Consider the following 21,281-nt stretch of genomic DNA (forward strand, 5'->3'; position numbering starts at 1 on the left):
ACCGATCGCGCATCGGAGCGGCCGCTCCGTCCGCTTCCCGGATCGACTTGCCGGGTCTACCTGCCGGCCGCCTCGCAGGCGATCACGCCGCGAACACCACCTTCACGCCGCGCTGCCTGAAGTAGGCCTGCATCGTCTTGCGGCCGGACCGGTTGTTCTGCGGCAGGCGGGCCGGGTCGAACCGGGCCTCGCCGGCGCCGGCGGCGGCGAGCGCCTGCTTGAGCCGGGCGATGTGGTTGTCGATGTCCTCGTTGTCGTGCTCGAGCGACTTGTAGATGTCCTCGGTCACCGCCGCGATCGTGTCGGCATTCATCCGTGTCGTCTCCCTGGAGCCCGTGTGCGGTCCGTCGCCCCTTCTAGCCCGCTCCGCTGACCGGGGCGACCCCCGGCGACGCGGTCGCCGCTCACGCGCGCCAGCAGGCGACGGCGTGCCCCGGCGCGACGTCCGCCAGGGGCGGCACCGTCTCCCGGCAGCGATCGACGGCGAGCGGGCAGCGCAGGTGGAACGCGCAGCCGGGCGGCGGGTCCGTCGGGTCCGGCACCTCGCCGTGCGTCGGCGCCGCGAGACCGCCCCCCGCTCGCTTCGACGCGACCACCTCCTGGACCGGCCGCGGCACCGAGGCGAGGAGCGCGCGCGTGTAGGGATGGCGCGGCGCGGCGAACAGCGCGTCCGCCGGCGCGAGCTCGACGAGCTTGCCGAAATACATCACGCCGACCCGGTCGCTGACGTGGCGGACGACGGAGAGATCGTGGCTGATGAAGATCATCGACAGCCCGAGCCGTGCCCTCAGCGAGACGATCAGGTTGATGATCTGCGACTGGATCGAGACGTCCAGGGCCGAGACCGGCTCGTCGGCGATGATCAGCGCCGGCTCCAGCGCCAGGGCCCGGGCGATGGCGATGCGCTGGCGCTGTCCGCCGGAGAACTCGTGCGGATAGCGCGCGGCGGCATCCGCGGGCAGGCCCACGAGATCGAGGAGCTCGGCCACGCGGGCGCGCACGCCCGGGACGCCGTGGACCACGAGCGGCTCGCCGACGATCGTGCCGACCGTGTGGCGCGGATTCAGCGAGCCGAACGGGTCCTGGAAGATCATCTGCACCTGCCGGCGCGCCGCCTTCAGCGCGCGCCCGGAGAGGGCGGCGAAATCGACCCCCTCCATGTGGATCTGGCCCGACGTGGGCTCGATCAGCCGCATGATGGCGCGCCCGAGCGTGGTCTTGCCGCAGCCCGACTCGCCCACGACGCCGACGACCTCGCCGCGCCGGACCGTGAGGCTGACGTCGTCGAGGGCGCGCAGCGTCGCGCCGGATCCGTCCCGGTAGTGCTTGACGAGGTGGCGCACCTCGAGCAGCGGAGCGTCGGTCGCGGTCATGCGGGGTTCCAGCAGGCGAAGGCGCGGGCGCCGTCGCTTTCCCAGGGAGGCGGCTCCGAGCGGCAGCGGTCGAGCGCGGCACCGCAGCGCTCGGCGAAGGCGCAGCCCGCCGGGCGCGCGCCCGGCGGCGGGACGTTGCCGGGGATCGAGGGCAGCGGCCGTCCCGGCGGGTTCGAGGAGGGGATCGTGTCGACGAGCGCGCGGGTGTAGCGGTGGCGCGGGGCGCCGAGCGCCGCCTCGATCGTGCCGGCCTCGACGATGCGCCCGGCATACATCACGCAGACGCGGTCGCAGATCTCGGCGACGACGCCGAGGTCGTGCGTGATCAGCAGGCAGGCGAGGCCCATGTCCCGGCGCAGCCCGTCGACCAGGGCGAGGATCTGCGCCTGCACGGTGACGTCGAGCGCCGTCGTCGGCTCGTCGGCGATGAGCAGCTTCGGCGAGCAGGCGAGCGCGATGGCGATCATCACCCGCTGGCGCTGGCCGCCGGAGAGCTGGTGCGGATAGCGCGCGAGCTGCGCCTTCGGGTTGGGCAGCCCGACGCGGTCGAGGAGATCCGCGGCCCGGGCGAGCGCCGCCTTCTCCGAGAGGCCCTCGTGGATGCGGATCGGCTCCGCGATCTGGCTGCCGACGGTGAAGACCGGGTTGAGCGACGTCATCGGCTCCTGGAAGATCATGCCGATCTCGCGCCCGCGCAGGCGCCGCATCTCGGACTGGGGGAGCCGGGCGAGATCACGGCCCTCGAACAGGACGCGCCCGCCGGAGACCGCGATCGGCGGGGTCGGCAGGAGGCCCATGACCGAGAGCGCGGTCACGCTCTTGCCGCAGCCGCTCTCGCCGACGAGGCCGAGCATCTCGCCGGGGGCGACGGTGAAGGACACGTCCTCGACGAGCGGCGTCCCGCGCAGCGACAGCGAGAGGCTCTCCACCGACAGGATCGGCGCCCGCGCGCCGGCACGCGCCGAGGCGTGCTCGAGAGCGTGCTCCGGGGAGCCGTCGGCGCCGCGAGGAGTCCCGAGAACCATTCAGAGCGTCTCCGTGACCTTCTCGAGATGCGGCGGGGCGTCGGGATCGTAGCCCATGGCGCGGGCGGTGCGGGCGATCATCATATAGGCGGGCGCGAGAAACGCGATCGCGTCGGTGACGGGATGGTCGTCGCCGATCCAGGGCAGGCGCGTCGCCGGCCCGCCGGCGAGGTGGGGCGGCAGGCCGGCGGCGTCGAGCGCACCGACGAGGGCGTCCACCGCCGCCGCGGTCTCGTCTCCGACCCGCAGGGCGAGCACCGGCGTGCGCGGCCCCACGGCCGCCCGCGGGCCGTGCGGCAGCTCCGCCGCGGAATAGGCGAGAACCGGCAGCCGCAGCACCTCCATCGCCTTGAGGGCGATCTCGCGCGCGGCGGGAAAGCCGTAGCCGCGCCCGGTGACGAAGGCGGCCGACGCGCCCGCCAGCGCCGCGCCGGCAGGCGACCAGTCGAGCGCGCAGGCGTGCTCGAGCCGCTCGGGAAGCCGACCGAGCGCCGCGCGGAGCGCCTCGTCCTCGCCGACGCGCCCCACGAGGAGCGCGCCGAGCGCCATCGCGCCGACGACGGTCTTGGTCGCGGCGACGGAGCGTTCCTGGCCGGCCGCGATCGGCAGCACCCATTCCGCCGCCTCCGCCGCCGGGGACGCGTCGTCGTTGACGATGGCGACCGTCAGCGCGCCCGCCGCCCGCGCCGCGCGCGTCGCGGCAACGAGGTCGGGGCTGCGGCCCGATTGCGAGATCACGACGAAGAGCGCCCCCGCGAGATCGAGCGACCGGCCGAGCGCAGTGACCACGGACGGCGCGGTCATGGTGACGGGGATGCCCAGCCGCGCCTCGATCAGGTAGCGCAGATGCACCCCGGCATGGCCCGAGCTTCCCCGCCCGCAGATCGCCGCGAGGCGCGGCCGTCGCGCCGCGAGCGTTGCGGCGAGGGGGGCGATCCGGCCCGGATCGGCGAGCATCCGGGCGACGACGCCGGCGGCCTCGCGGGTCTCGCGCACGAGGGCGCTGGTCTCGACGTCGTCCGTGGCGCCGCCCGCGGTCACGAGCCGGTCCTCGGCTGCGGCCCGGAGCGCACGTCCCGGACCTCGGCGACGAAGTCGTAGCGGTCCCCGCGATAGGCGGACCGGGTCAGCTCGACAGCGCGCCCGTCCGGCAGGTAGGCCCGCCGCTCGATGCGCAGCACGGCGGCGCCGGTGGGGACGCCGAGGAGGCGCGCCTCCTCGCGGGTGGCGAGCGAGGCCTGGAGCCGCTGGAGCCCGCGGGCGGGCTCGAAGCCGCGCGCGGCGAGCGCCTCGTAGAGCGAGTGCGCGACGCTGTCGGGGCCGGGCAGGAAGGCGGTCGGGACCGTCGCGCGCTCGATGGCGAGCGCCTCACCGTCGGCGGTGCGCACCCGCGCGAGGCGTACGACGGGCGCGCCGAGATCGAGGCCGAGCGCCATCGCCTCCTCGGGCGTCGCCGTGCCCGCCGTGCGCTCGATCCAGACGGCGCCGGGCTCGAGCCCGCGCCCGCGCATCTCCGCCGAGAAGCCGGCGAGCAGCGCCGCGGATTGCTGGATGCGCGGCGCGATGTAGGTGCCCGAGCCGCGGCGACGCGAGAGCAGGCCCTCGCGCAGGAGGAGATCGAGCGCCTTGCGCACGGTGACGCGGGAGACGCCGCCGATCAGGCTCAGCTCGCGCTCGGAGGGCACGGCCTCGCCCACGCGGATCGCGCCGTCGGCGACGCGCGCGCGGATCTGCTCGGCGAGCTGGAGGTAGAGCGGCGTCGGGCTCGCCTGGTCGAGGGCGAGGACGAGGCCGTGCCGCAGTCCGGGTACAGGCGCTGGCGCCGTCATTGCAGGTCCGCGAGCGCGAGGCGCAGGTTGCCGGCGCTCGCGGCGAGCCGCGCGCGCGCCGTCTCCGGCCCGGCGCCGAGCACGACGAGCACCGCGACCTTGATGTCGCCGTCGGCCTCGGCGAGGGCGGCGCGCGCGACCTCCTCCTCGCAGCCGGCGATGCGCGCGACGATCACCTCGGCGCGGCGCCGGAGCTTGGCGTTGGCGGCGCGCATGTTGACCATCATGCCGCGATAGACGCGGCCCATGCGCAGCATGATGCCCGTCGAGATCAGGTTGAGCGCGACCTTCTGCGCGGTGCCCGCCTTCATGCGCGTGGAGCCGGCGATCGGCTCGCCACCGGTCTCGAGCAGGATCGCGCGTTCCGCCGCCGCGAGGAGCGGGGCGTCGGCATTGCTGGCGATACCGATGGTCAGCGCGCCGGCGGCGCGGGCGCGCGCGATGCCGGCGATGGTGAAGGGCGTCGTGCCGCTCGCGGCGACCCCGATGGCCACGTCCGCCGGCCCGAGCGCGGCGGCGTCCATCGCGGCGATCGCGGCGTCCTCGTCGTCCTCCGCGCCCTCGGCGCTGGCGACGAGCGCGCCCTCCCCGCCGGCGATGGCGAAGACGAGCCGCTCGCGGGGCCAGTCGAAGGTCGGCGTGAGCTCGGCGCCGTCCTGCACCGCGATGCGCCCCGACGTGCCGGCGCCGAGATAGACGAGACGCCCGGTCTCGCCGAGCCGCGCCGCCGCGTCGTCGACGGCGCGCCCGATCGCCGGCAGCGCAGCGCGCACGGCGGCGACGGCGGAGAGCTGCCCCTCGAGCATGGCCTCGAGCGCCTCCCCCGTCTCCCAGGCGTCGAGATCGACGTAGCGCGCGCTGATTCGCTCGGTGGACATGATCGGCTCCCCTGCGGATGAGACCAATCTAGTGCCTTTGCCCGCCGCGAACAATACCAATAGGTGCCGAGCCCACCCGCACTCGTCCAGGCTCCCAGCCGCGGGCGCCCGAGGCAAGCCCCGCTGTCTCAGATCGTGCCCGCCTCCGCCAGCCGCGCGACCTCTCGATCGTCCATCCCGAGCCATTCCGCCAGCACCTCGGCGGCGTGCTCGCCGAGCCCCGGGGCGCCGCGGCGGATGGTGGTGGGGGTGGCGTGGAGCTTCATTGCCGGGGCGGGGAACGGGACCGAGCCGAGCGCGGGATGAGGCACGTCGACGATCATGCCGCGGGCGGCGACCTGCGGGTTCTCGACCACGTCGCCGATCGTCGCGACGCGCTCGGCGGTGACCTCCGCCTCGTGGAGGCGATGCAGGATCGTCTCGCCGTCGAGACCGGCGGCCCAGTCCTCGATGATGCGTTCCAGCGCGGCGACATTCTCGTTGCGTGCGGCGAAATGCGCGAAGCGCGGATCGGCGGCGAGCCCGGGCATCTCCATCGCCGCGGCGAGGCGGGGGAAGTGCGCGTCGCTGCCGGCGACGACGTAGATCCACGCCCCGTCCCGCGCCTGGAAGCAGTGGGAGGGCGAGAGATAGCGGTCGCGGTTGCCGCGCCGGTCGGGCTCGCGGCCGAAGAGGATGCGCTCGGGGATCGCCGTCGTCAGCATCGACAGGCCGGAATCCATCAGCGTCGCCTCGACCACCTGGCCCCGGCCCGTGCGGGCCCGGGCCTGGAGCGCCGCGAGCGCCGCCATGGCGCCGTAGAGCGCCGTGGCGTAGTCGCAGACGAAGACGCCCGCCATGGTCGGCGGCCCGCCGGGCGCCCCGGTCATCGCCATGATGCCGGAATGCGCCTGCGCCGCGCCGTCGAAGCAGGGATGGCGCGCGAGCGGCCCCTCCTGCCCGAAGCCGGAAATGCGCACCATGACCAGTCCCGGGTTCTCGGCCGCGAGCGCGTCCCAGCCGAGGCCCATCGCCTCCATCGTGCCGGGGCGGAAGTTCTCGACGACGATATCCGCCGCGAGCGCCAGACGCCGCACCAGGGCGAGGCCTTCGGGATCGCGGAAGTCGACGGCGACGCCGCGCTTGTTGCGGTTCGTCGACAGGAAGAACAGCGTGTCGCCCTCCACCGTCTCGCCGACGCGGCGCCCCTCCTCGCCGCCGTCGATGCGCTCGACCTTGACCACGTCGGCGCCGAGATCGCCGAGCGCCTGGGCGCAGAAGGGGCCCGCGATGTAGCGCGAGAGATCCAGGACCTTGATGCCGTCGAGCGCCGCGCTCATGCCGATCTCCCCATGTATAGGCCGCGCCGGAACGGAAACATGTTCCGACGATCGCTTGACATATACTGTAATTATACTTCAGGATGCCGCCGATGGGAGGTCTCCATGAAGGTGTCCTACTTCTCCTGGCTGCGCACCAAGACGGGTGTCGCCTCCGAGGACGTCGCGCCGCCGGACGGCTGCCGCACGGTGGCCGATCTCGTCGCCCACCTCGCCGGCCGGCATCCGTCGCTGGCCGAGATCGCGGACGCGCCGGGCGGCATGCGCTTCACGGTCAACCGGCGCTACGTCGAGGCGCATCACGAGCTCTCCGCGGGCGACGAGGTGAGCCTGTTCCCGCCGGTGACGGGCGGCTGAGGGGCGTCGCAGACGGGGCAGCCGGCCCGGCGCGGCAGCTGCGTGTGCGCCACCTCGTGGCGCCAGGCGTCGACCATCAGCAGCGTGCCCGAGAGCCCGGGCTCGTCCTCGAGGATCTCGCGGATCACCGCCGTCGCCTGCATCGAGCCGAGGAGGCCGAGCGCCGGCCCGAGCACGCCGATCTCGGCGCACGACGGGGTGAGCGCCTGCGGGGGCGCGTCCGGGAACAGGCAGCGGTAGCAGGGGTGCGGCGGGCCGAGCCAGGCCTTGAACGTGGTCAGCAGCCCGTCCGTCAGCTGCGCGGCGGCGCTCACCAGCGGCACCCGCGCGGCGAGGCAGGCGGCGTGGACGGCGTCGCGCGTGGCGAAGTTGTCGCTGCCGTCGGCGACGATATCGTAGGCGGCGACGAGATCGGCCGCGTTGTCCCGTCCGATGGCGCAGTCGTGGCGCACGATCGTCACGTGCGGGTTGAGCGCGCGCAGGGTCGCCTCGGCGCTCTCGGTCTTGAGCGTGTCGAGACGGTCGGCGCGGTGGAGGATCTGCCGATGCAGGTTCGAGACCTCGACGAGGTCGAAGTCGACGATCCCGAGCGTGCCGACGCCGGCGCCGGCGAGATAGAGGAGCAGCGGCGAGCCGAGCCCGCCGGCGCCGATCACGAGCACGCGCGCGCCCTTGAGCCGCTCCTGCCCGGCCTCGCCGATCTCCGGCAGCACCGTCTGCCGGCGGTACCAGAGCCGCTCCTCGGCGGTCAGCGGGAGGGACCGGGTCACGGCGCGGCTCCGGATGCGAGGTGATCCCGCGCCGCCGCGCGAACGCGGCGCACGACGAGGTGCAGTCCGTTGGCGCGGCTCGGCGCGAGGCTGCGCCCGGTGAGCAGGCGGTCGATCACCGCCGGCTCGTGGGCGAGGACCTCAGCGGGCGGACGGTCGTCGTAGAGCCGCAGCACGAGGGCGAGGAGCCCGCGCATCAGGGCCGAATCCGAGTCGGCCGCGACCCTCAGGCGCCGGGTCTCGGGGTCCGCCCGGGCGACGACCCAGACGAGCGACTGGCAGCCGGCGACGCGGTTGTCCTCGCAGCAGGCCTCCGCCGGCAACCGCTCGAGCGCCCGGCCGAGCGCGACGAGATGGGCGGCGCGGGCGGAGAACTCGCACAAGGCGTCGAACTCCGCCTCGATGGCGCGCTCCACCGCCTCGATCGGCTGCGCCTCGGCGATCGCGCCCATCGCCGCCGCCCTCAGCCGCGCGCCGCGCGGGCGATGCGCCCGCCGGTCATCGGCTCGGGCGCGCCCGTCGTCGTCGGGAACGAGAGCGGCAGGCCGCGCAGCGCCCGTACCGCGAGATAGGCGAAGCACTCCGCCTCGACCGCGTCGCCGCGCAGGCCCACGTCCTCGGCGGGGACGATCTCCGCGCGGGTGCGGCGCTCGAGCTCGCGCATCAGCGCCGGGTTCTTGCGCCCGCCGCCGCACACGACGAGGCGCTCCGGACGCGTCGGCAGGATGTCGAGGCCGGCCGCCACGGTCCCGGCGGTGAAGGCGGTGAGCGTCGCCGCCCCGTCCTCGAGCGAGAGGCCCTCGGCCATGTCGGCGGTGAAGTCGTAGCGATCGAGGGACTTCGGATAGGGCGCGGCGAGGAACGGGTGCTCCAGCGCCCGGGCGAGCCGCGCCTCGTCGACCCGGCCCGCCAGCGCCAGCGCCCCGTCGACGTCCATCTCGCCCCGCTCGTGGCGGATGATCCAGTCGTTGATGGGCCCGTTGGCGGGGCCGGTGTCGAAGGCGTGGAAGTCGTCCGCGCCGTCCCACCAGGTGATGTTGGCGACGCCGCCGAGGTTGAGCGCGGCGGTCCGCGGCCCGGCGCCGATGTTGCGCAGCAGCGCGGCGTGGTAGCTCGCGGACAGCGGCGCGCCGTGGCCGCCGGCGCGCATGTCGGCGGTGCGGAAGTCGTAGACGACGTCGACGCCGAGCCGCTCCGCCATCGCGCCGCCGTCGCCGAGCTGGCGGGTGTCGCCGTGGCGCCCCGGCTCGGGTGCGCGGTGGAGGACGGTCTGGCCGTGGAAGCCCACGGCCGCGACGTCCGCCGGGTCGAGCCCGGTCTCGGCCATGAAGTCCGCCACCGCCTCGGCCTGGGCGAGGGTGAGCGCGCGCTCGGCCTCGGCGAAGATCGCGGGCTCGGGTCCCTCGAAGCGCCAGGCGAGAGCCGCGCGGGTCGCCTCCGCGAGAAGCGTGCGGATGTCGGTCTTGTAGGGCGCGAGCCGCCACGCCCCGAACTCCACCGCCCGCTCGCCGTCGGTGCGGACCGAGGCGACGTCGATCATCCCGTCGAGAACCGTTCCCGTCATCAGGCCGATGGCCCAAACCGGCTGCATGCGCGTCTCCCCAGACCGTGCCGCCTCGCGACTGGAAGGCGCCCGGCCGCGGCGGCATGCGGCCGGGCGCCGAACGGGTCACGCCGCCGCGAGGCGGTGCTTGGCGTGGATCGCCCCCTCCGGCTTGCGGCAGGTCCGGCAATGGCCGACGGCGCAGCGCCCGTCGCCGTCGAGCCGCGCGCGGAAGGCGAGCCCGCGGGCGAGGACGGCCTCGGCGCTCTCCTCGAAGAGGTTGCCGATCACGCCCTCGCGGCCGTGGCTGATGACGCAGATCGAGACCTTGCCGTCGGGCGCGAGGCACATCGTGTGGCCGGCCCAGAAGCAGGCGCCCGGCGGCACCGGCAAGCGCGGGTTGACGTCCTGCATCATGCGCTGGTGGAGGCGGTCGTCCGTCTCCAGATCGGAGAGGCTCATCACCGGGTGGTGCGCGCCGCCGGGCAGGAGCGGCGTGACGAGCACGTGGTCGTCCACCCGCGAGAGCAGCGAGACGAAGCGCGGGTCCCAGCTGTCGCGGGGCTCGCCGAGGTCGATCTGGTAGACGCCGATCTCGACGTGGTCCGCGACGCGCCTCGCCCCGCGCGCCGCGTCGAGCAGCGTCTCGAGCCCGCGCAGGGTCTTCTCGAAGGTCCCGGCGCCGCGGTTGAGGTCGTGCGAGAGGGCGTTGCCGCCGTCGATCGAGACGAAGATCTTGTGGCGCACCGGCACGGCCAGCAGGCTCGCGACGCGCTTGCCCGTCAGCATCGTGCCGTTGGTGTGCCATTGCAGCTTCGCGTCCGGCAGCGCCGCGCGGGTCACCGCCAGCAGCTCCTCGAAGCGCGGGTTCATCAGCGGCTCGCCGCGCCAGTTGAGGTGGATGCCCTTCACATCCAGCGCCGCCGAGGCGGCGAGCTTGGCGAGCGCGGCGTCGAGATCGTCCGGCTCGAGATCGAGCTTGCCGTGGCTCTGCTTGGTGTAGCACAACCGGCATTCGAGGTTGCAGCGCGTGGTCGGATCGAGCCACAGCCAGATCGGCTGCGGATCGCGATGCCGGCCTCCGTCGGCGTGGGACATGCGTCCGTCCTCCGCATCAGAGTGGTGCCATACTGGTATGATCCTACCCGGATGGCAAGATGATCCCGGCGCGCGGCGCATCGCCGCCGCACGCGCCTGCTCGTCGCCGGCTTCGCCCCTGATTGTTCTCTTGGTCCGTGAGCGTACCCCGCGCCGGAGGCGGGCGCCGTGCGCGGCCGCTCCCCCTTCCGGACTTCACGCGCATTCACTTGTCTTTTGCGCTTAACTCTACCTTGACTAGGTTACCGGACATGTACCACTACGTCAACCCGGAGATGCGGCAGCGATGCCGTCCTCCGCCCGGCCCGACAGTGCGTCGCCCCCGACGACGACACCGGTGGCGATGCGCTCGGCCGCGGTCCGCGGGTAGTAGAGCGGCACGCACCAGTGGTTCTCGGCGACCCAGTCTGTGTTCGGCAGAGCGACGTCCCGACCGAAGATCCGGTGGCAGGGCAGCTCGTAGACCCGCCCCGTGGAGCGGGCGATCGGCTCGAACACGACATACTTGTAGAGCCCGCTCGTCATGCCCGCGGGCAGGCGCACGCGGCTCGGATGACGCGGGTCGAGCACCGCGCGCGCATAGGCGTTCTTCCAGGCCACGATCTCGGGCAGGCGCCGCGCCTGCACGACCCCGAGCGCGGCGCGGAACTCGTCCATTCGGTGGTTCATGCCCTGCACGCGGTAGCGCGAGCCGCGCCCGTAGTCGCGGTAGGAGCGCAGGTGCGCGATCAGCCCCTCGTCGGCGCCCACCGCGATGCCGCCCTCCCCCGTCGAGACGGTCTTCGTGGCGTAGAGCGAGTAGATCCCCGCGAGGCCCCAGCTCCCCGGCTTCGCCCCGTTCCAGGACGCGCCGGCCGCATGCGCGCAATCCTCGAGCAGGACGATGCCCTCGGCCCGGCAATAGTCGGCGATGCGGGCGACGTCGAAGGCGATGTGGCCGCCGATGTGGACGATCCAGGCGGCCTTGGGACGCGCGGCTTGCGCCTTGGCGACGAAATCCTCGTAGGAGCCGCACAGGTCGGACCGGTTGCAGTCGTAGAAGACGACCTCGGCGCCCGCGGCGAGGGCCGACCGGGGCGTCGCGAGGAAGGTGTTGGAGGGGCACAGCACGGTCTCGCCCGCGACGCCGACATAGTCGAGCACCGCCGCGGCGGCGCCGGCCCAGTTGTCGAACGCGACCGCCGGCAGGTCGTTGAGGGCGCTCCAGGTCGCCTCGAGCTCGGTGATCTCCTCGCCGTGGCTCCAGCGGCTCGAGCGCAGCACCCGGCGCCAGCGCGCCATCACCTCCTCCTCGTCGCGCTCGTCGAAGGCGACGGTGAAGGGCAGTTCCGGCGGGGCCGTGTCGTCGATCATGCCGCGATGCTCCGATGCGCGCCCGGTCACAGGACGGTGTCCTCGCCGCCGACGCCGAGCAGCGCCGCGCCGAGCGCGCGGGCCTGGGCCTCGACCTGGTTCGCGGCGTGCTGGCGCGCGGCGGCGATGTCGGCGGTGTAGCGGCCGAACGGATGCGCGCGCGACAGGCCGGACGCGCCGCAGGCCTTGAACAGGCGCGCGGCCAGGAGCGTGCAGCGCTCGGCGCACTGCGTCGCCTGCAGCCGGTAGAGCATCCGGTCGGCGACGGGCGCCTGCCCGCCCCGCTCGGCATGCGCCATCAGGCGCGCGAAGTTGATCCGCAGCATCGCCGCCATCTCGTCGATCGCCGCCCGGGTCTCGCCCGCGACCTGCTGCGCGACGGGATCGTGCGCCACCGCCTGCCCGCCGACGGCGACGCGGGCGCGCGAATGGTCGAGGAAGGCGTCGAGAAAGCCGGCGAGCGCCCCGATCGCCGGCGTCCCGATATTGCGGAAATTGAGCTGCGGCAGCGGCAGCCGGTAGAGCGGCGCCGCGTTGACGGCGAGCCCGGGGCTCGTCCCGGCGAAGCGGTCCGCGTGGCGATGCGCCCGGTGAGCAGGGACGAAGACGTCCGCGACGCTCACGTCCTGGCTGCCCGTGGCGCGCAGGCCCGTCGTGTCCCAGGTGCGGTGGATCGCGACGTCGCGCCGCGGGACGAGAAAGACGCGCAGGTCCGGCGGGCCGTCCGCCCGCGCGACCCTGCCGGCGAGGAGGAGCCAGTCGCAATGGTCGGCGCCGCTGGCGAAGCCCCACCGCCCGGAGAGGCGCACGCCGCCGGAGACCGGCTCGGCCACGCCGGTGGGCATGTACGAGCAGGCCATCAGCGCGTCCGGGTCCGCGCCCCAGACGTCGTCCTGCGCCGCCTCGTCGAAGAGCGCGAGATGGAAGGCGAGCGTGCCCATCACCCCCTGCAGCCAGCCGGTCGACATGTCCGCCTCGGACAGCGCCATCTGCACGGCGAAGAAGGTCTCCGGCGCGGCCTCGGCGCCGCCCCAGCGCGACGGCTGGAGGAGCCGGAACAGTCCCGCGTCGCGCATCCCGGCGATCACCCGGTCCGGCAGGCGCGCCGCGCGCTCTCCCTCGGCGACGCCCTCGCGCACGAGCGGGAGGAGCGCGCGCGCCCGCGAGACGGGGTCGTCGGCGGCCGGGCCCGGAGAAGCGGGATGCGTCATCGTGCACCTCCTGCCGCGGGCGCCGCGCCGATGAGCACATCCCATCGGCGATTGCGCCATTCCACAACGACGGCGGGCGATTGCGGCGATCTCGAGGCGTGCTCGCGCGCAGACGACCGACTGTCGGTATACTACCTCCACAGGACCATTCGGTCTATGCTGGCGCCTCGACCCCTCTGCGGGAGGCCGCCGCCGTGCCCAGGTTCGCGCTCAAGGGAGCCCTCGCCGACGTCGCCCAGCTGGAGGCGCGCGCCGCCGCGCTCGTGGCCATGGGCCGCCCCGTCGTGCTGGAGCTCCACACCTTCGGCGCCCGCGACGTCGACACGGCGGAGGGCCGCGCCGCCTCCCGCGCCGCGATCGCGCGGCTGCGCGAGACCGCGCCCGACGCGCGCCTCGTCCTGCACGTGCCCGTCCAGCAGGTGCCGATCGTCACCGAGGCGTTCTTCGACGTCGGGCAATGCGCGCGGTCGATCGCGCTCGCCGGCGAGATCGGTGCGCAGGCGCTCGTGATCCACCGCTACGGCGCGCTCGTCGCCGGGAGCCGACCGCCGCGGATCGGCTCGAAGGCGGAGGCCGTCGCGCGCTTCGAGGCGATCGTGCGCGACCTCGCCCGCAGCGCGCCGGACCTGACGCTGCTCGTCGAGAACGTCGGCCACTATGCGCTCCTGCCGCGGGACGGGACGAGCTTCCTCGCCGGCCCGCTCGACCATTTCTTCCCCTGGGAGATCGCCGCCTTCCGCGCTTTCCTGGCGCGCGAGGGGATCGGCAACGTGGCGCCCTTCGTCGACGTGGCGCACGCGACGCTCTCCGCCAACCTGTTCAACCGCAAGCGCGTCTGCCCCGCCGCCTGCGCCGGGGACCCGCGCTGCGCCTGGATCGACGCGGACGATCTCGACCGCGCGGCGCGCCTCCACCCGTTCGACTTCGTCGACCCGGCCATGCCCTGGCTCCACGTCTCGGACGCGGTGCTCCTCGGCGAGGCGGAAATCGCCGACCCGCGTCTTGCGGAACCGAGGCTCGTCGAGAGCATCGTCTCGGAAGGCCTCGAGATCGGGACGGGCGACCTGCCCTTCGCGGCGCTCGCGCCGCGGCTCGGCCCGGCGACGACGCTCGTGCTCGAGGTCGAGCCCGGGCCGGGCGAGAGCCACGTTGCGAACGGCGCGCAGGTGCGCTCCCTCGCGCGGCTCGCGGCCCTGCTCGGGGAGGCGTGATATTCGGGACGGATGATGCTAGGCCGGAACGGGGGAGCGGGCGGGCGCGCCGCAGGGCGCACGGAGGCACGATGACGAGCACGGCGCGCGCGGCGCGGGCGCGACCCGACGGCGGGGCGAGACCCGACGCCAAGGCCGAGATCCTCGCGGCGCTCGACGCCCGCACCGACGCGACGCCGCGCTATCTCCAGCTCGCGAGCGCGCTGCGCCGGGCGATCCAGCGGGGCGTCTTCCGCGCCGACGAGGCGCTCGCCTCCGAGCGCGACCTCTCCGCCTGGACCGGCTTCGCCCGGATCACGGTCCGCCACGCCATCGAGGTCCTCCTGCGGGAAGGCATCCTCGTTCGCCGGCAGGGGTCGGGCACCTTCGTCACCCGCCGCATCGAGCAGCCGCTCTCGGTGCTGGCGAGCTTCAGCGAGGAGATGTCGACGCGCGGGCGCCGGGCGGGCTCGATCTGGCTCTCGAAGGAGGCCGCGCGCGTCTCCCCGGCCGAGGCGCTGGCGCTGGGGCTCGGCCCGCACGAGACGGTCGTGCGCCTCTCGCGCGTGCGCACGGCGGACGACGAGCCGCTCGCCATCGAGACGGCGGCGGTCCCGACCTGGGCGCTCGCCGGTCCGGACGCGGTCGGCGTCTCCCTCTACGCCGCGCTCGCCGCGGCCGGCTGCCGCCCCGTTCGCGGCGTCCAGCGCCTGCAGGCGTCCCTCGCCACGGCCGAGGAGGCGCGCCTGCTCGCGGTCGAGCCGGGCTGCGCCATCCTGCGCATCGAGCGCCGCGCCTTCCTCGCCGACGGGCGCCCGGTCGAGCTCACCGTGTCCGCCTATCGCGGCGACCGCTACGACTTCGTCGCGACGCTGCGCGCGACCGACCAGGACGGGGGCTGATCAGGCGAGGCCGCGCACCGGCGCCCAGTGCGGCGGCGGGACGACGGGCGCCGTGTCCGCCGCCTGGTCGGCGAAGCCGCGGGTGTGCGTGCACACGCAGCCCTCCCGCGCGCGCTGCGGCCGGTCGACCGCGCCGAGGCAGTCGCAGACGAGGTCGAGCTGGAGGCGCTCGAAGCGCGGATCGAAGCGTCCCGTCAGCCAGCCGATGGCGAAGCCCGCCGCGAGCGTGCCCCCCGTCGTCGTGATCCACGACACGGTGTCGATCTGCGGGATCGCGGTGGCGATCGGGTCCGGCCGCTCGCCCCGCGCCCGCGCCGCCTCGGCCTGGGCCTGCGCGGAGAGCCGCTCGTCCGGCGACATCAGCTCCTGGGCGACCCGTACCTCGCTGATCATGCCGCGGCAGCGCGGGCAGGGGTCGTCCGGAAGGAAGCGCACGAGCTGCACGAGCTGACCGGTGACGACGCCGTCCGCGCCCTCGATCAGCCCGCCGATGTCGATCGCCGGGATGGCGAAGCGCCGGGCGACGTCCGCCACCGCGAGGCGGCTCGAATGCTGGTCGGTGCAGCCGAGCAGCAGGTCCGCCCGGATCACCGCGTCGACGATCTCGGGCTGCGGCAGCTTGCCGATATGGGCTTCGACGACGACGTCGGGCGCGAAGGCGGCGACGTGCCGGCGCGCGATGGCGACCTTCGGCACGCGCTCGACCACGTCCTGCGGCACGCTGCCGTGCAGGCGTTCGAGGTTCGAATCGGTCGCATGGTCCGCGTCGACGACGATCAGCCGGCCGACGCCGGCGCGGGCGAGGATCGGGATCGCCGCCGAGCCCGTCGCGCCGGCGCCGACGAGGGCGACGGTCGACCGCGCGAGCCGCTGGTAGGCCTCGCGGCCGAAGGCGCTCGTGAGCCGTGCCACGCGCTCGGGCGGCATCGGCGCGGGCGCGGGACGTCGGCCCTCGGGCCAGCACACGACGTCGGGACGGCGCGCCGCCGCGACCCGCGTCACGGGGCGCCAGGCGTCGCCCGTCCGCACCCGTCCCGCGAGCGCGATCTCCGGGCCGGTGTCGCCGGCGACCCGCGACAGGATCAGGCTCGCGAAGGGACGGCCGGGCGCGAAATCGGCGAGATAGTCCCCGAGATAGGCATCCATCTCGTCGTCGGCGGCGCTCGGCCGCGGCTCGGCGCCCGCGGGATGGGCGTGGACGAGCCCGACGGCGAGCGGATGGCTCTCCGCCGCCAGCGCGACGGCACGCAGGTAGCGGCCGTCGATGCGCACGGCGTCGGCGCCGCCGGCGACGGCGCCGTCCGGCGGCGGGTCGACCCCGGCCAGCGCGAGCACGAGCCCCTGCGGCGTCTCGCGCCAGCCGAGCCGGACGAAGGTGGCGCTCTCGCGGGCGTCGTCGGCGAGGAGGCGGCGCTCCAGCGCGTCGAGCTCCGGCGCGCAAAGGCGGACGAGCACGCCCGCGCTCATCGGCCGTCCGCGGCGGGCGCACCGCCCATGACGTATTGCCGCGTGACCAGGAACTCGACGTGCGGCGCGAGCGGTGCCGGGGCGTCGAGCGCGCAGGCGACGAGGGTCCCGTCCGCGCCCTGCGCCTCCACCACCGCGTTGTCGGCGGGAACCCCGAGAAGCGCGGCGATCTGCGCTCCGGTGACGCCGGGCGCGACCGAGAAGGGCCTGCGGTTGACGCGGATCGGGACGATTGCGGCCGTATCGCCGGCCGGGGCGGGCGTGCTATCCATGTGGTCCTATTCCGCGAGGGCGCCGGATGCGGCGCGTGGTCGCGAGGGTACAACCATCGGCGGTCGTGCGCCATCCTCGCGAGAGGACCGGCGGCGCCGCAGGGGAGTGACGCGATGAGCTCGACCGGCCCCGCCGCTGACGCGCCGCCGCTCTATCTCGGCGTCGACGGCGGCGGCACCGGCTGCCGCGCCCGCGTCGAGACGGCGGAGGGGACGGTGCTCGGGCAGGGCCTCGCCGGGCCGGCGGCGACCCGCTTCGGCATCGAGCGCTCCTGGGCCGCCATCCTCCAGGCCGCCGAGGCCGCCGTCGCCGAGGCGGAGCTCGGCCCGGCCGACATCGCGCGGATCCGCGCCGGGATCGGCGTCGCCGGCATCGGCCGCAAGGGGGCGCGGGAGGCCTTCGAGGCGCTGGCGCACCCCTTCGCGGCGATCGCCTTCGCCACCGACGGTCTCGTCGCCTGCCTCGGCGCGCATGCCGGCGGGGACGGCGCCATCGTGATCTGCGGGACGGGCTCCTGCGGGCTCGGGCGCGTCGCGGGCCGCGACCTGCGCGTCGGCGGCTACGGCTTCCCGATCTCCGACGAGGGCTCCGGCGCCGATCTCGGGCTCCAGGCGATCCGCGTCGCCCTGCGCGCCGCGGACGGCCGCCACGAGGCGAGCCCGCTGACCCGCGAGGTCCTGGCGCGCTTCGGCGACGATCCGCTCGAGGCCGTGGCCTGGATGGACCGCGCCACGGCGACGGACTACGCCACCTTCGCGCCGCTCGTGATGCGCCATGCGGATGCGGGCGACCCGGTCGGCCGGCGCCTCGTCCAGGCGGGCGCCGAGCAGATCGACGGCCTGGTGCGCGCGCTCGTCGACCGCGGCGCGCCGCGGGTGAGCCTGATCGGCGGGCTGTCGAGCGCCATGGAGGCCTGGCTCGCGCCGGACGTGCGCCGGCGCCTCTCGCCGGCGCTCGGCGACGCCGTCACAGGCGCGATGCACCTCGCCGGCCGCCCCGCCGGCGACGCTTCGGCCTAGCGCGGCAAGTGGCTTGCAATTGGTATTATAGCGGACTACCAATAAAAGGGCAGGCGGCCGGGATCCGCCGACAACGGGAGGACGAGACGATGAAGCGTTTGATCTCGACGGCGGCCCTCGTCGCCGCGATGAGCGTAGGCGCGAGCGCTGCGGGCGCGCAAGTGCTCGAGCTCGCGGTGGCGGATTCCCCCGCGGGTCTCGACCCGCACATCGTGACCGCCTTCACCTCCTTCCAGGTGGTCAACGGCACCGTCTACGAGGCGCTCACCGAGGTGGGTCCCGACCTGCGCATCCGCCCGTCGCTGGCGGAGAGCTGGGAGGTCTCCGACGACGGGACGACCTACACCTTCACCCTGCGCGAGGGCGTGAGCTTCCACGACGGCTCGGCCATGACGGCGGAGGACGTCGTCGCCTCGATCGAGCGGGTGAAGGCCGAGGCCATCGGCTCGCCGCTGGCGAGCCGCGTCGCCGCCGTCGCGAGCGCCCGCGCCGTCGACGAGCGCACCGTCGAGGTGACGCTCTCCGAGCCCTCCGCGCCCTTCCTGACGCAGCTCGCCTCGATCGCCGTCGTGCCGAGCGAGTTCGAGGGCGACGCGGAGTCGCTGCAGCAGCAGCCGGTCGGCACCGGGCCGTTCGCCTTCGAGGAGTGGCAGCCGAACAACTACATCCTGCTCGGCGCCAACGAGGATTATTGGCGCGACGGCGTGCCGAAGCTGGACGGCGTGCGCTTCAACATCGTGCCCGAATCCGCGACCCGTCAGGTCGGCATCGCCAGCGGCCAGTACCAGATGCTGCCGAACATCGACGCCGCGACGGCACTGCAGCTCCAGGGCCGGCCCGGCGTGGCGCTGCAGGACACGCTCGAGCTGTCCTACACGCTTCTCGGGATGAACACGTCGAAGCCGCCCTTCGACGACCCGCTGGTGCGCCAGGCGGTGAACTACGCGCTGGACCGCGAGGCCATCGTCCAGGCCGCCCTGTTCGGGTCGGGCGTCGCCGCCGGCCCGCTCTCGCCGGCGCTGGAGGCGTGGGCGCGCGACGTCTCGGAGTTCCCCTGCTACCAGCACTCCCCCGAGAAGGCCCGCGAGCTCCTCGCCGAGGCCGGCGTCGAGACGCCCGTCAAGGTGACGATGCTGGTGCTGCCGCGCCAGGACATCCGCGACATCGCCCAGGTCGCGCAGGCGCAGCTCAACGCCGCGGGCTTCGAGGTGGAGCTCAACATCCCCGAGCTCGGCACCTTCGTGCAGGACTGGCGCAACTCGAACTTCGACATCTTCGCCTCGGCGAACGCCGGCTCGGTCGATCCGGACGACTTCTTCTACCGCGCCTTCCGCAGCGGCGGCTCCACCAACGTGTTCAAGTATTCCGACCCGCGCGTGGACGAGCTGCTCGAGACCGGGCGCACCGAGCTCGACGAGGCCGCCCGCAAGGCAGCCTACGACGAGCTCCAGGGCATCCTCGCCTGCGAGGGCCCGGTGGCGCATGTCGCCTACGGCCAGCTCTACACCGCGACGCGCGAAGGCCTCACGGGCTTCGAGATCATCGCCAACCGCTCGCTGTCGACCCTCGCCGAGACGTCGACCGCGCAGTGACGAACGGGCCTCGCGCCCAGGAGCGGCCGGGCGGCCTCGCGCCGGCCGGCCGCCTCTCTCGCCGGGACACGGGATGCGCCGCTCCTACCTCCTCTCGCGCCTGACCGACCTCGTCGTCGTGCTCTTCGGCGTGTCGGTGATCACCTTCCTGATGATCCGCCTCGTGCCGGGCGACGCGGTCGCGATCATGCTCGGCGCCAACGCCGAGGTGACGCCGGAGCGGATGGACGAGCTGCGCGCCCGGATCGGCCTCGACCAGCCCATCGTCGTGCAATACCTCGACTGGATCGGCGGCGTGCTCACCGGCGACCTCGGCCAGTCCTTGTGGACGCGCCGCCCGGCGATCGAGGAGATCGCCGGCCATATCTGGCCGACGATCCAGCTCGCGACGCTCTCCCTCGTCATCGGCGCGGCGCTGGCCGTGCCGCTCGGCGTGCTGATGGCGCGCCTGCGCGGGCGCGGCTGGGAGGTCGGGCTGCAGATCGGCTCCGTCGCGGGGCTCACCGTGCCCTCCTTCTGGCTCGGGATCATGATGATCCTGGCGCTGACCACGCTCGCGCCGGGCGTGCAGATGCTGGGCTACGTACCCTTCTCGCAGGACCCGCTCGGCAACCTCGCGCGGCTGATCCTGCCGGCGATCGCGCTCGCCCTGCCGATCCTCGCCAACCTCGCCCGCCTCGTGCGCTCGGCGATGCTCGACGCGCTCCAGCAGGACTACATCCGCACGGCCCGGGCGAAGGGCGTCTCGGAGCGGTCGATCCTCTACAAGCACGCGCTGCGCAACGCGCTGATCCCCTTCGTCACCTCGGTCGGCATCATGACCGGCTACCTGCTCTCCGGCGCCATCGTCGTGGAGCAGGTCTTCGCCATACCGGGGCTCGGACGGCTCCTGCTCGGCGCCATCGCCGAGCGCAACTATCCCCTCCTCCAGGCGACGATCCTCCTCGTCACCGTGGTCTTCGTCGCGGTGAACTTCGTCGTCGACCTCGTCTACGCCTGGATCGACCCGCGGGTGAAGACCTGATGGCCACGGCTGCTCCCGCCACGGCGCGGCGCCGGCCGCCGACCGTGCTCCTCGTCGCCGGCGGCTTCCTCGCCGCGACGGTTCTCGTCGCGCTCGCGGCGCCGCTCGTCGCGCCCTACGACCCGCTCGCCCAGAGCGTGATGGCGCGGCTGCGCGGCCCGGGCGCCGCGCATCTCCTCGGCACCGACCAGTTCGGCCGCGACCTGCTCTCGCGCATCCTCTACGGCCTGCGCGCCTCGCTCGCGATCTCCTTCGGCGCGGTCGGGCTCGCACTGCTGGTCGGCGGCACGCTCGGGCTGATCTCGGCCTACTACCGCGGCTGGACCGAGCGCATCGTCATGCGCGTCATGGACGTGCTCTTCGCCTTCCCGGTGATGCTGCTCGCCATCGGCATCATCGCCGTGCTCGGCCCCGGCGCCACGACCACCGCGGCGGCGATCGCGATCGTTTACACGCCGATCTTCGCGCGCCTCCTGCGCGGGCCGGCGCTCGTCGTCGCGACGAGCGACTACGTGCTCTCGGCGCGCTCCATCGGGGCGTCGGACGCGCGCATCATCGCGCTGCACATCCTGCCCAACCTCGCGAGCGTCGTGCTCGTGCAGATGAGCCTCTTGATGTCCACCGCGATCCTGGTCGAGGCCTCGCTCTCCTTCCTCGGCCTCGGCACCCAGCCGCCGACGCCCTCGCTGGGCATGATGCTCTCGGAGGGGCGCAACTTCCTGCTGCTGTCGCCCTGGTCGGCGGTGTTCTCGGGCCTCGCGATCCTGTTCGTCGCCTTCGTGCTCAACTTCTTCGGCGACGTGCTGCGGGACCAGCTCGACCCGCGGCTGCGCTGACACGCACGGCGATGTGAGACTGCGATCGGAGGGCGCAGAGCGCCGACGGCCTCCCCGTCTCCCGCGTGCTGGTCGCCCGCCTGTCACTGCGCAGTCGGCGGCCCGGCACGATGGCGTCGAGGAGCGTTCCCGCCCGCCGGGCGAGGCCCTTTCCTTCCCCTCCAGGGAAGGAGAGCGCCCGTGGCGACCCTCGGCGCGAACCCGCGCGTGCGGGTGCCGCGG

Annotated in this window: 22 protein-coding genes; 7 read left to right on the forward strand and 15 right to left on the reverse strand. The window is 74.1% G+C overall.

All coding sequences use genetic code 11. The annotated features are described in order from the left end of the window. Window positions 1-82 precede the first annotated feature (82 nt). The 7 genes from G407_RS0116020 to G407_RS0116050 form a co-directional block, all read right to left on the reverse strand. A complete protein-coding gene (locus G407_RS0116020; protein WP_029031634.1) occupies window positions 83-313 on the reverse strand; it encodes a hypothetical protein in 231 nt (76 codons plus the stop codon). Between the two features lie 91 nt (window positions 314-404). Then, window positions 405-1,373 carry an ABC transporter ATP-binding protein gene (locus G407_RS28110; protein ID WP_043539990.1) on the reverse strand — a complete coding sequence of 323 codons (969 nt, stop codon included), beginning with the start codon at window positions 1,371-1,373 and terminating at the stop codon, window positions 405-407. Beyond that, window positions 1,370-2,398 carry an ABC transporter ATP-binding protein gene (locus G407_RS0116030; protein ID WP_084327572.1) on the reverse strand — a complete coding sequence of 343 codons (1,029 nt, stop codon included), beginning with the start codon at window positions 2,396-2,398 and terminating at the stop codon, window positions 1,370-1,372. The genes G407_RS28110 and G407_RS0116030 overlap by 4 nt, the downstream gene beginning before the upstream one ends. After that, a complete protein-coding gene (locus tag G407_RS0116035; RefSeq protein WP_043539992.1) occupies window positions 2,399-3,439 on the reverse strand; it encodes an SIS domain-containing protein in 1,041 nt (346 codons plus the stop codon). Next, entirely contained in the window at window positions 3,436-4,227 is a 792-nt protein-coding gene (locus tag G407_RS0116040) for a GntR family transcriptional regulator (protein WP_052341454.1), read from the reverse strand. The genes G407_RS0116035 and G407_RS0116040 overlap by 4 nt, the downstream gene beginning before the upstream one ends. Beyond that, window positions 4,224-5,105, reverse strand: coding sequence for an N-acetylmuramic acid 6-phosphate etherase (locus G407_RS0116045; RefSeq protein WP_029031638.1), 882 nt, complete (start codon window positions 5,103-5,105; stop codon window positions 4,224-4,226). The genes G407_RS0116040 and G407_RS0116045 overlap by 4 nt, the downstream gene beginning before the upstream one ends. A 128-nt stretch (window positions 5,106-5,233) precedes the next feature. Next, window positions 5,234-6,424, reverse strand: a complete 1,191-nt coding sequence (locus G407_RS0116050) for a CaiB/BaiF CoA transferase family protein (RefSeq protein ID WP_029031639.1) — start codon at window positions 6,422-6,424, stop codon at window positions 5,234-5,236. Between the two features lie 105 nt (window positions 6,425-6,529). Between G407_RS0116050 and moaD the strand changes: the two genes are divergently transcribed. Then, window positions 6,530-6,781 (forward strand): molybdopterin converting factor subunit 1, encoded by a 252-nt coding sequence (gene moaD / locus G407_RS0116055; protein ID WP_029031640.1) that lies wholly within the window; start codon window positions 6,530-6,532, stop codon window positions 6,779-6,781. On the opposite strand, the gene G407_RS0116060 is transcribed toward moaD, so the two are convergent. From G407_RS0116060 to G407_RS0116085, 6 genes are all read right to left on the reverse strand, one after another. Continuing rightward, window positions 6,724-7,551 carry a HesA/MoeB/ThiF family protein gene (locus G407_RS0116060; RefSeq protein WP_084327573.1) on the reverse strand — a complete coding sequence of 276 codons (828 nt, stop codon included), beginning with the start codon at window positions 7,549-7,551 and terminating at the stop codon, window positions 6,724-6,726. The two genes, moaD and G407_RS0116060, sit on opposite strands and share 58 nt — an antisense overlap. Beyond that, window positions 7,548-8,003 carry a SufE family protein gene (locus G407_RS0116065; protein WP_029031642.1) on the reverse strand — a complete coding sequence of 152 codons (456 nt, stop codon included), beginning with the start codon at window positions 8,001-8,003 and terminating at the stop codon, window positions 7,548-7,550. Before G407_RS0116065 ends, G407_RS0116060 begins: the two co-directional genes overlap by 4 nt. A gap of 11 nt (window positions 8,004-8,014) precedes the next feature. Further along, window positions 8,015-9,142, reverse strand: a complete 1,128-nt coding sequence (locus G407_RS0116070; RefSeq protein ID WP_029031643.1) for an anhydro-N-acetylmuramic acid kinase — start codon at window positions 9,140-9,142, stop codon at window positions 8,015-8,017. Between the two features lie 78 nt (window positions 9,143-9,220). Further along, window positions 9,221-10,192, reverse strand: a complete 972-nt coding sequence (locus G407_RS0116075; protein ID WP_029031644.1) for a radical SAM protein — start codon at window positions 10,190-10,192, stop codon at window positions 9,221-9,223. A gap of 264 nt (window positions 10,193-10,456) precedes the next feature. After that, complete coding sequence (locus tag G407_RS28115) at window positions 10,457-11,545, reverse strand: DegT/DnrJ/EryC1/StrS family aminotransferase (protein WP_084327577.1); 1,089 nt, start codon at window positions 11,543-11,545, stop codon at window positions 10,457-10,459. A 26-nt stretch (window positions 11,546-11,571) separates the two neighbouring features. Then, window positions 11,572-12,756: an acyl-CoA dehydrogenase family protein gene (locus G407_RS0116085; protein ID WP_029031645.1), complete on the reverse strand. Its 1,185-nt coding sequence runs from the start codon at window positions 12,754-12,756 to the stop codon at window positions 11,572-11,574. Window positions 12,757-12,950: 194 nt separating this feature from the next. Here G407_RS0116085 and G407_RS0116090 point away from each other — a divergent pair, with 194 nt between their 5' ends. Together G407_RS0116090 and G407_RS0116095 are read left to right on the forward strand one after the other, a co-directional pair. Beyond that, complete coding sequence (locus tag G407_RS0116090; RefSeq protein WP_029031646.1) at window positions 12,951-13,967, forward strand: hypothetical protein; 1,017 nt, start codon at window positions 12,951-12,953, stop codon at window positions 13,965-13,967. Window positions 13,968-14,038: 71 nt separating this feature from the next. After that, entirely contained in the window at window positions 14,039-14,848 is an 810-nt protein-coding gene (locus G407_RS0116095) for a GntR family transcriptional regulator (RefSeq protein ID WP_084327576.1), read from the forward strand. On the opposite strand, the gene G407_RS30595 is transcribed toward G407_RS0116095, so the two are convergent. Then, a complete protein-coding gene (locus G407_RS30595) occupies window positions 14,849-16,303 on the reverse strand; it encodes a ThiF family adenylyltransferase (protein ID WP_169728794.1) in 1,455 nt (484 codons plus the stop codon). It abuts the gene before it with no gap. A gap of 8 nt (window positions 16,304-16,311) precedes the next feature. After that, on the reverse strand, window positions 16,312-16,587 hold the full coding sequence (locus G407_RS0116105) for a multiubiquitin domain-containing protein (protein ID WP_029031649.1): 276 nt from the start codon (window positions 16,585-16,587) through the stop codon (window positions 16,312-16,314). Between the two features lie 114 nt (window positions 16,588-16,701). On the opposite strand from G407_RS0116105, the gene G407_RS0116110 reads away from it, so the two are divergent. The 4 genes from G407_RS0116110 (at window position 16,702) to G407_RS0116125 (ending at window position 21,059) form a co-directional block, all read left to right on the forward strand. Then, window positions 16,702-17,607, forward strand: coding sequence for a glucosamine kinase nucleotide-binding domain-containing protein (locus G407_RS0116110; RefSeq protein ID WP_029031650.1), 906 nt, complete (start codon window positions 16,702-16,704; stop codon window positions 17,605-17,607). 89 nt (window positions 17,608-17,696) lie between these two features. Beyond that, entirely contained in the window at window positions 17,697-19,199 is a 1,503-nt protein-coding gene (locus tag G407_RS0116115) for an ABC transporter substrate-binding protein (protein ID WP_029031651.1), read from the forward strand. A gap of 73 nt (window positions 19,200-19,272) precedes the next feature. After that, a complete protein-coding gene (locus G407_RS0116120; RefSeq protein ID WP_029031652.1) occupies window positions 19,273-20,223 on the forward strand; it encodes an ABC transporter permease in 951 nt (316 codons plus the stop codon). After that, complete coding sequence (locus G407_RS0116125; RefSeq protein WP_052341455.1) at window positions 20,223-21,059, forward strand: ABC transporter permease; 837 nt, start codon at window positions 20,223-20,225, stop codon at window positions 21,057-21,059. The genes G407_RS0116120 and G407_RS0116125 overlap by 1 nt, the downstream gene beginning before the upstream one ends. Window positions 21,060-21,281 lie beyond the last annotated feature (222 nt).

The organism is Salinarimonas rosea DSM 21201 (assembly GCF_000429045.1).
GTDB classification, from domain to species: domain Bacteria; phylum Pseudomonadota; class Alphaproteobacteria; order Rhizobiales; family Beijerinckiaceae; genus Salinarimonas; species Salinarimonas rosea.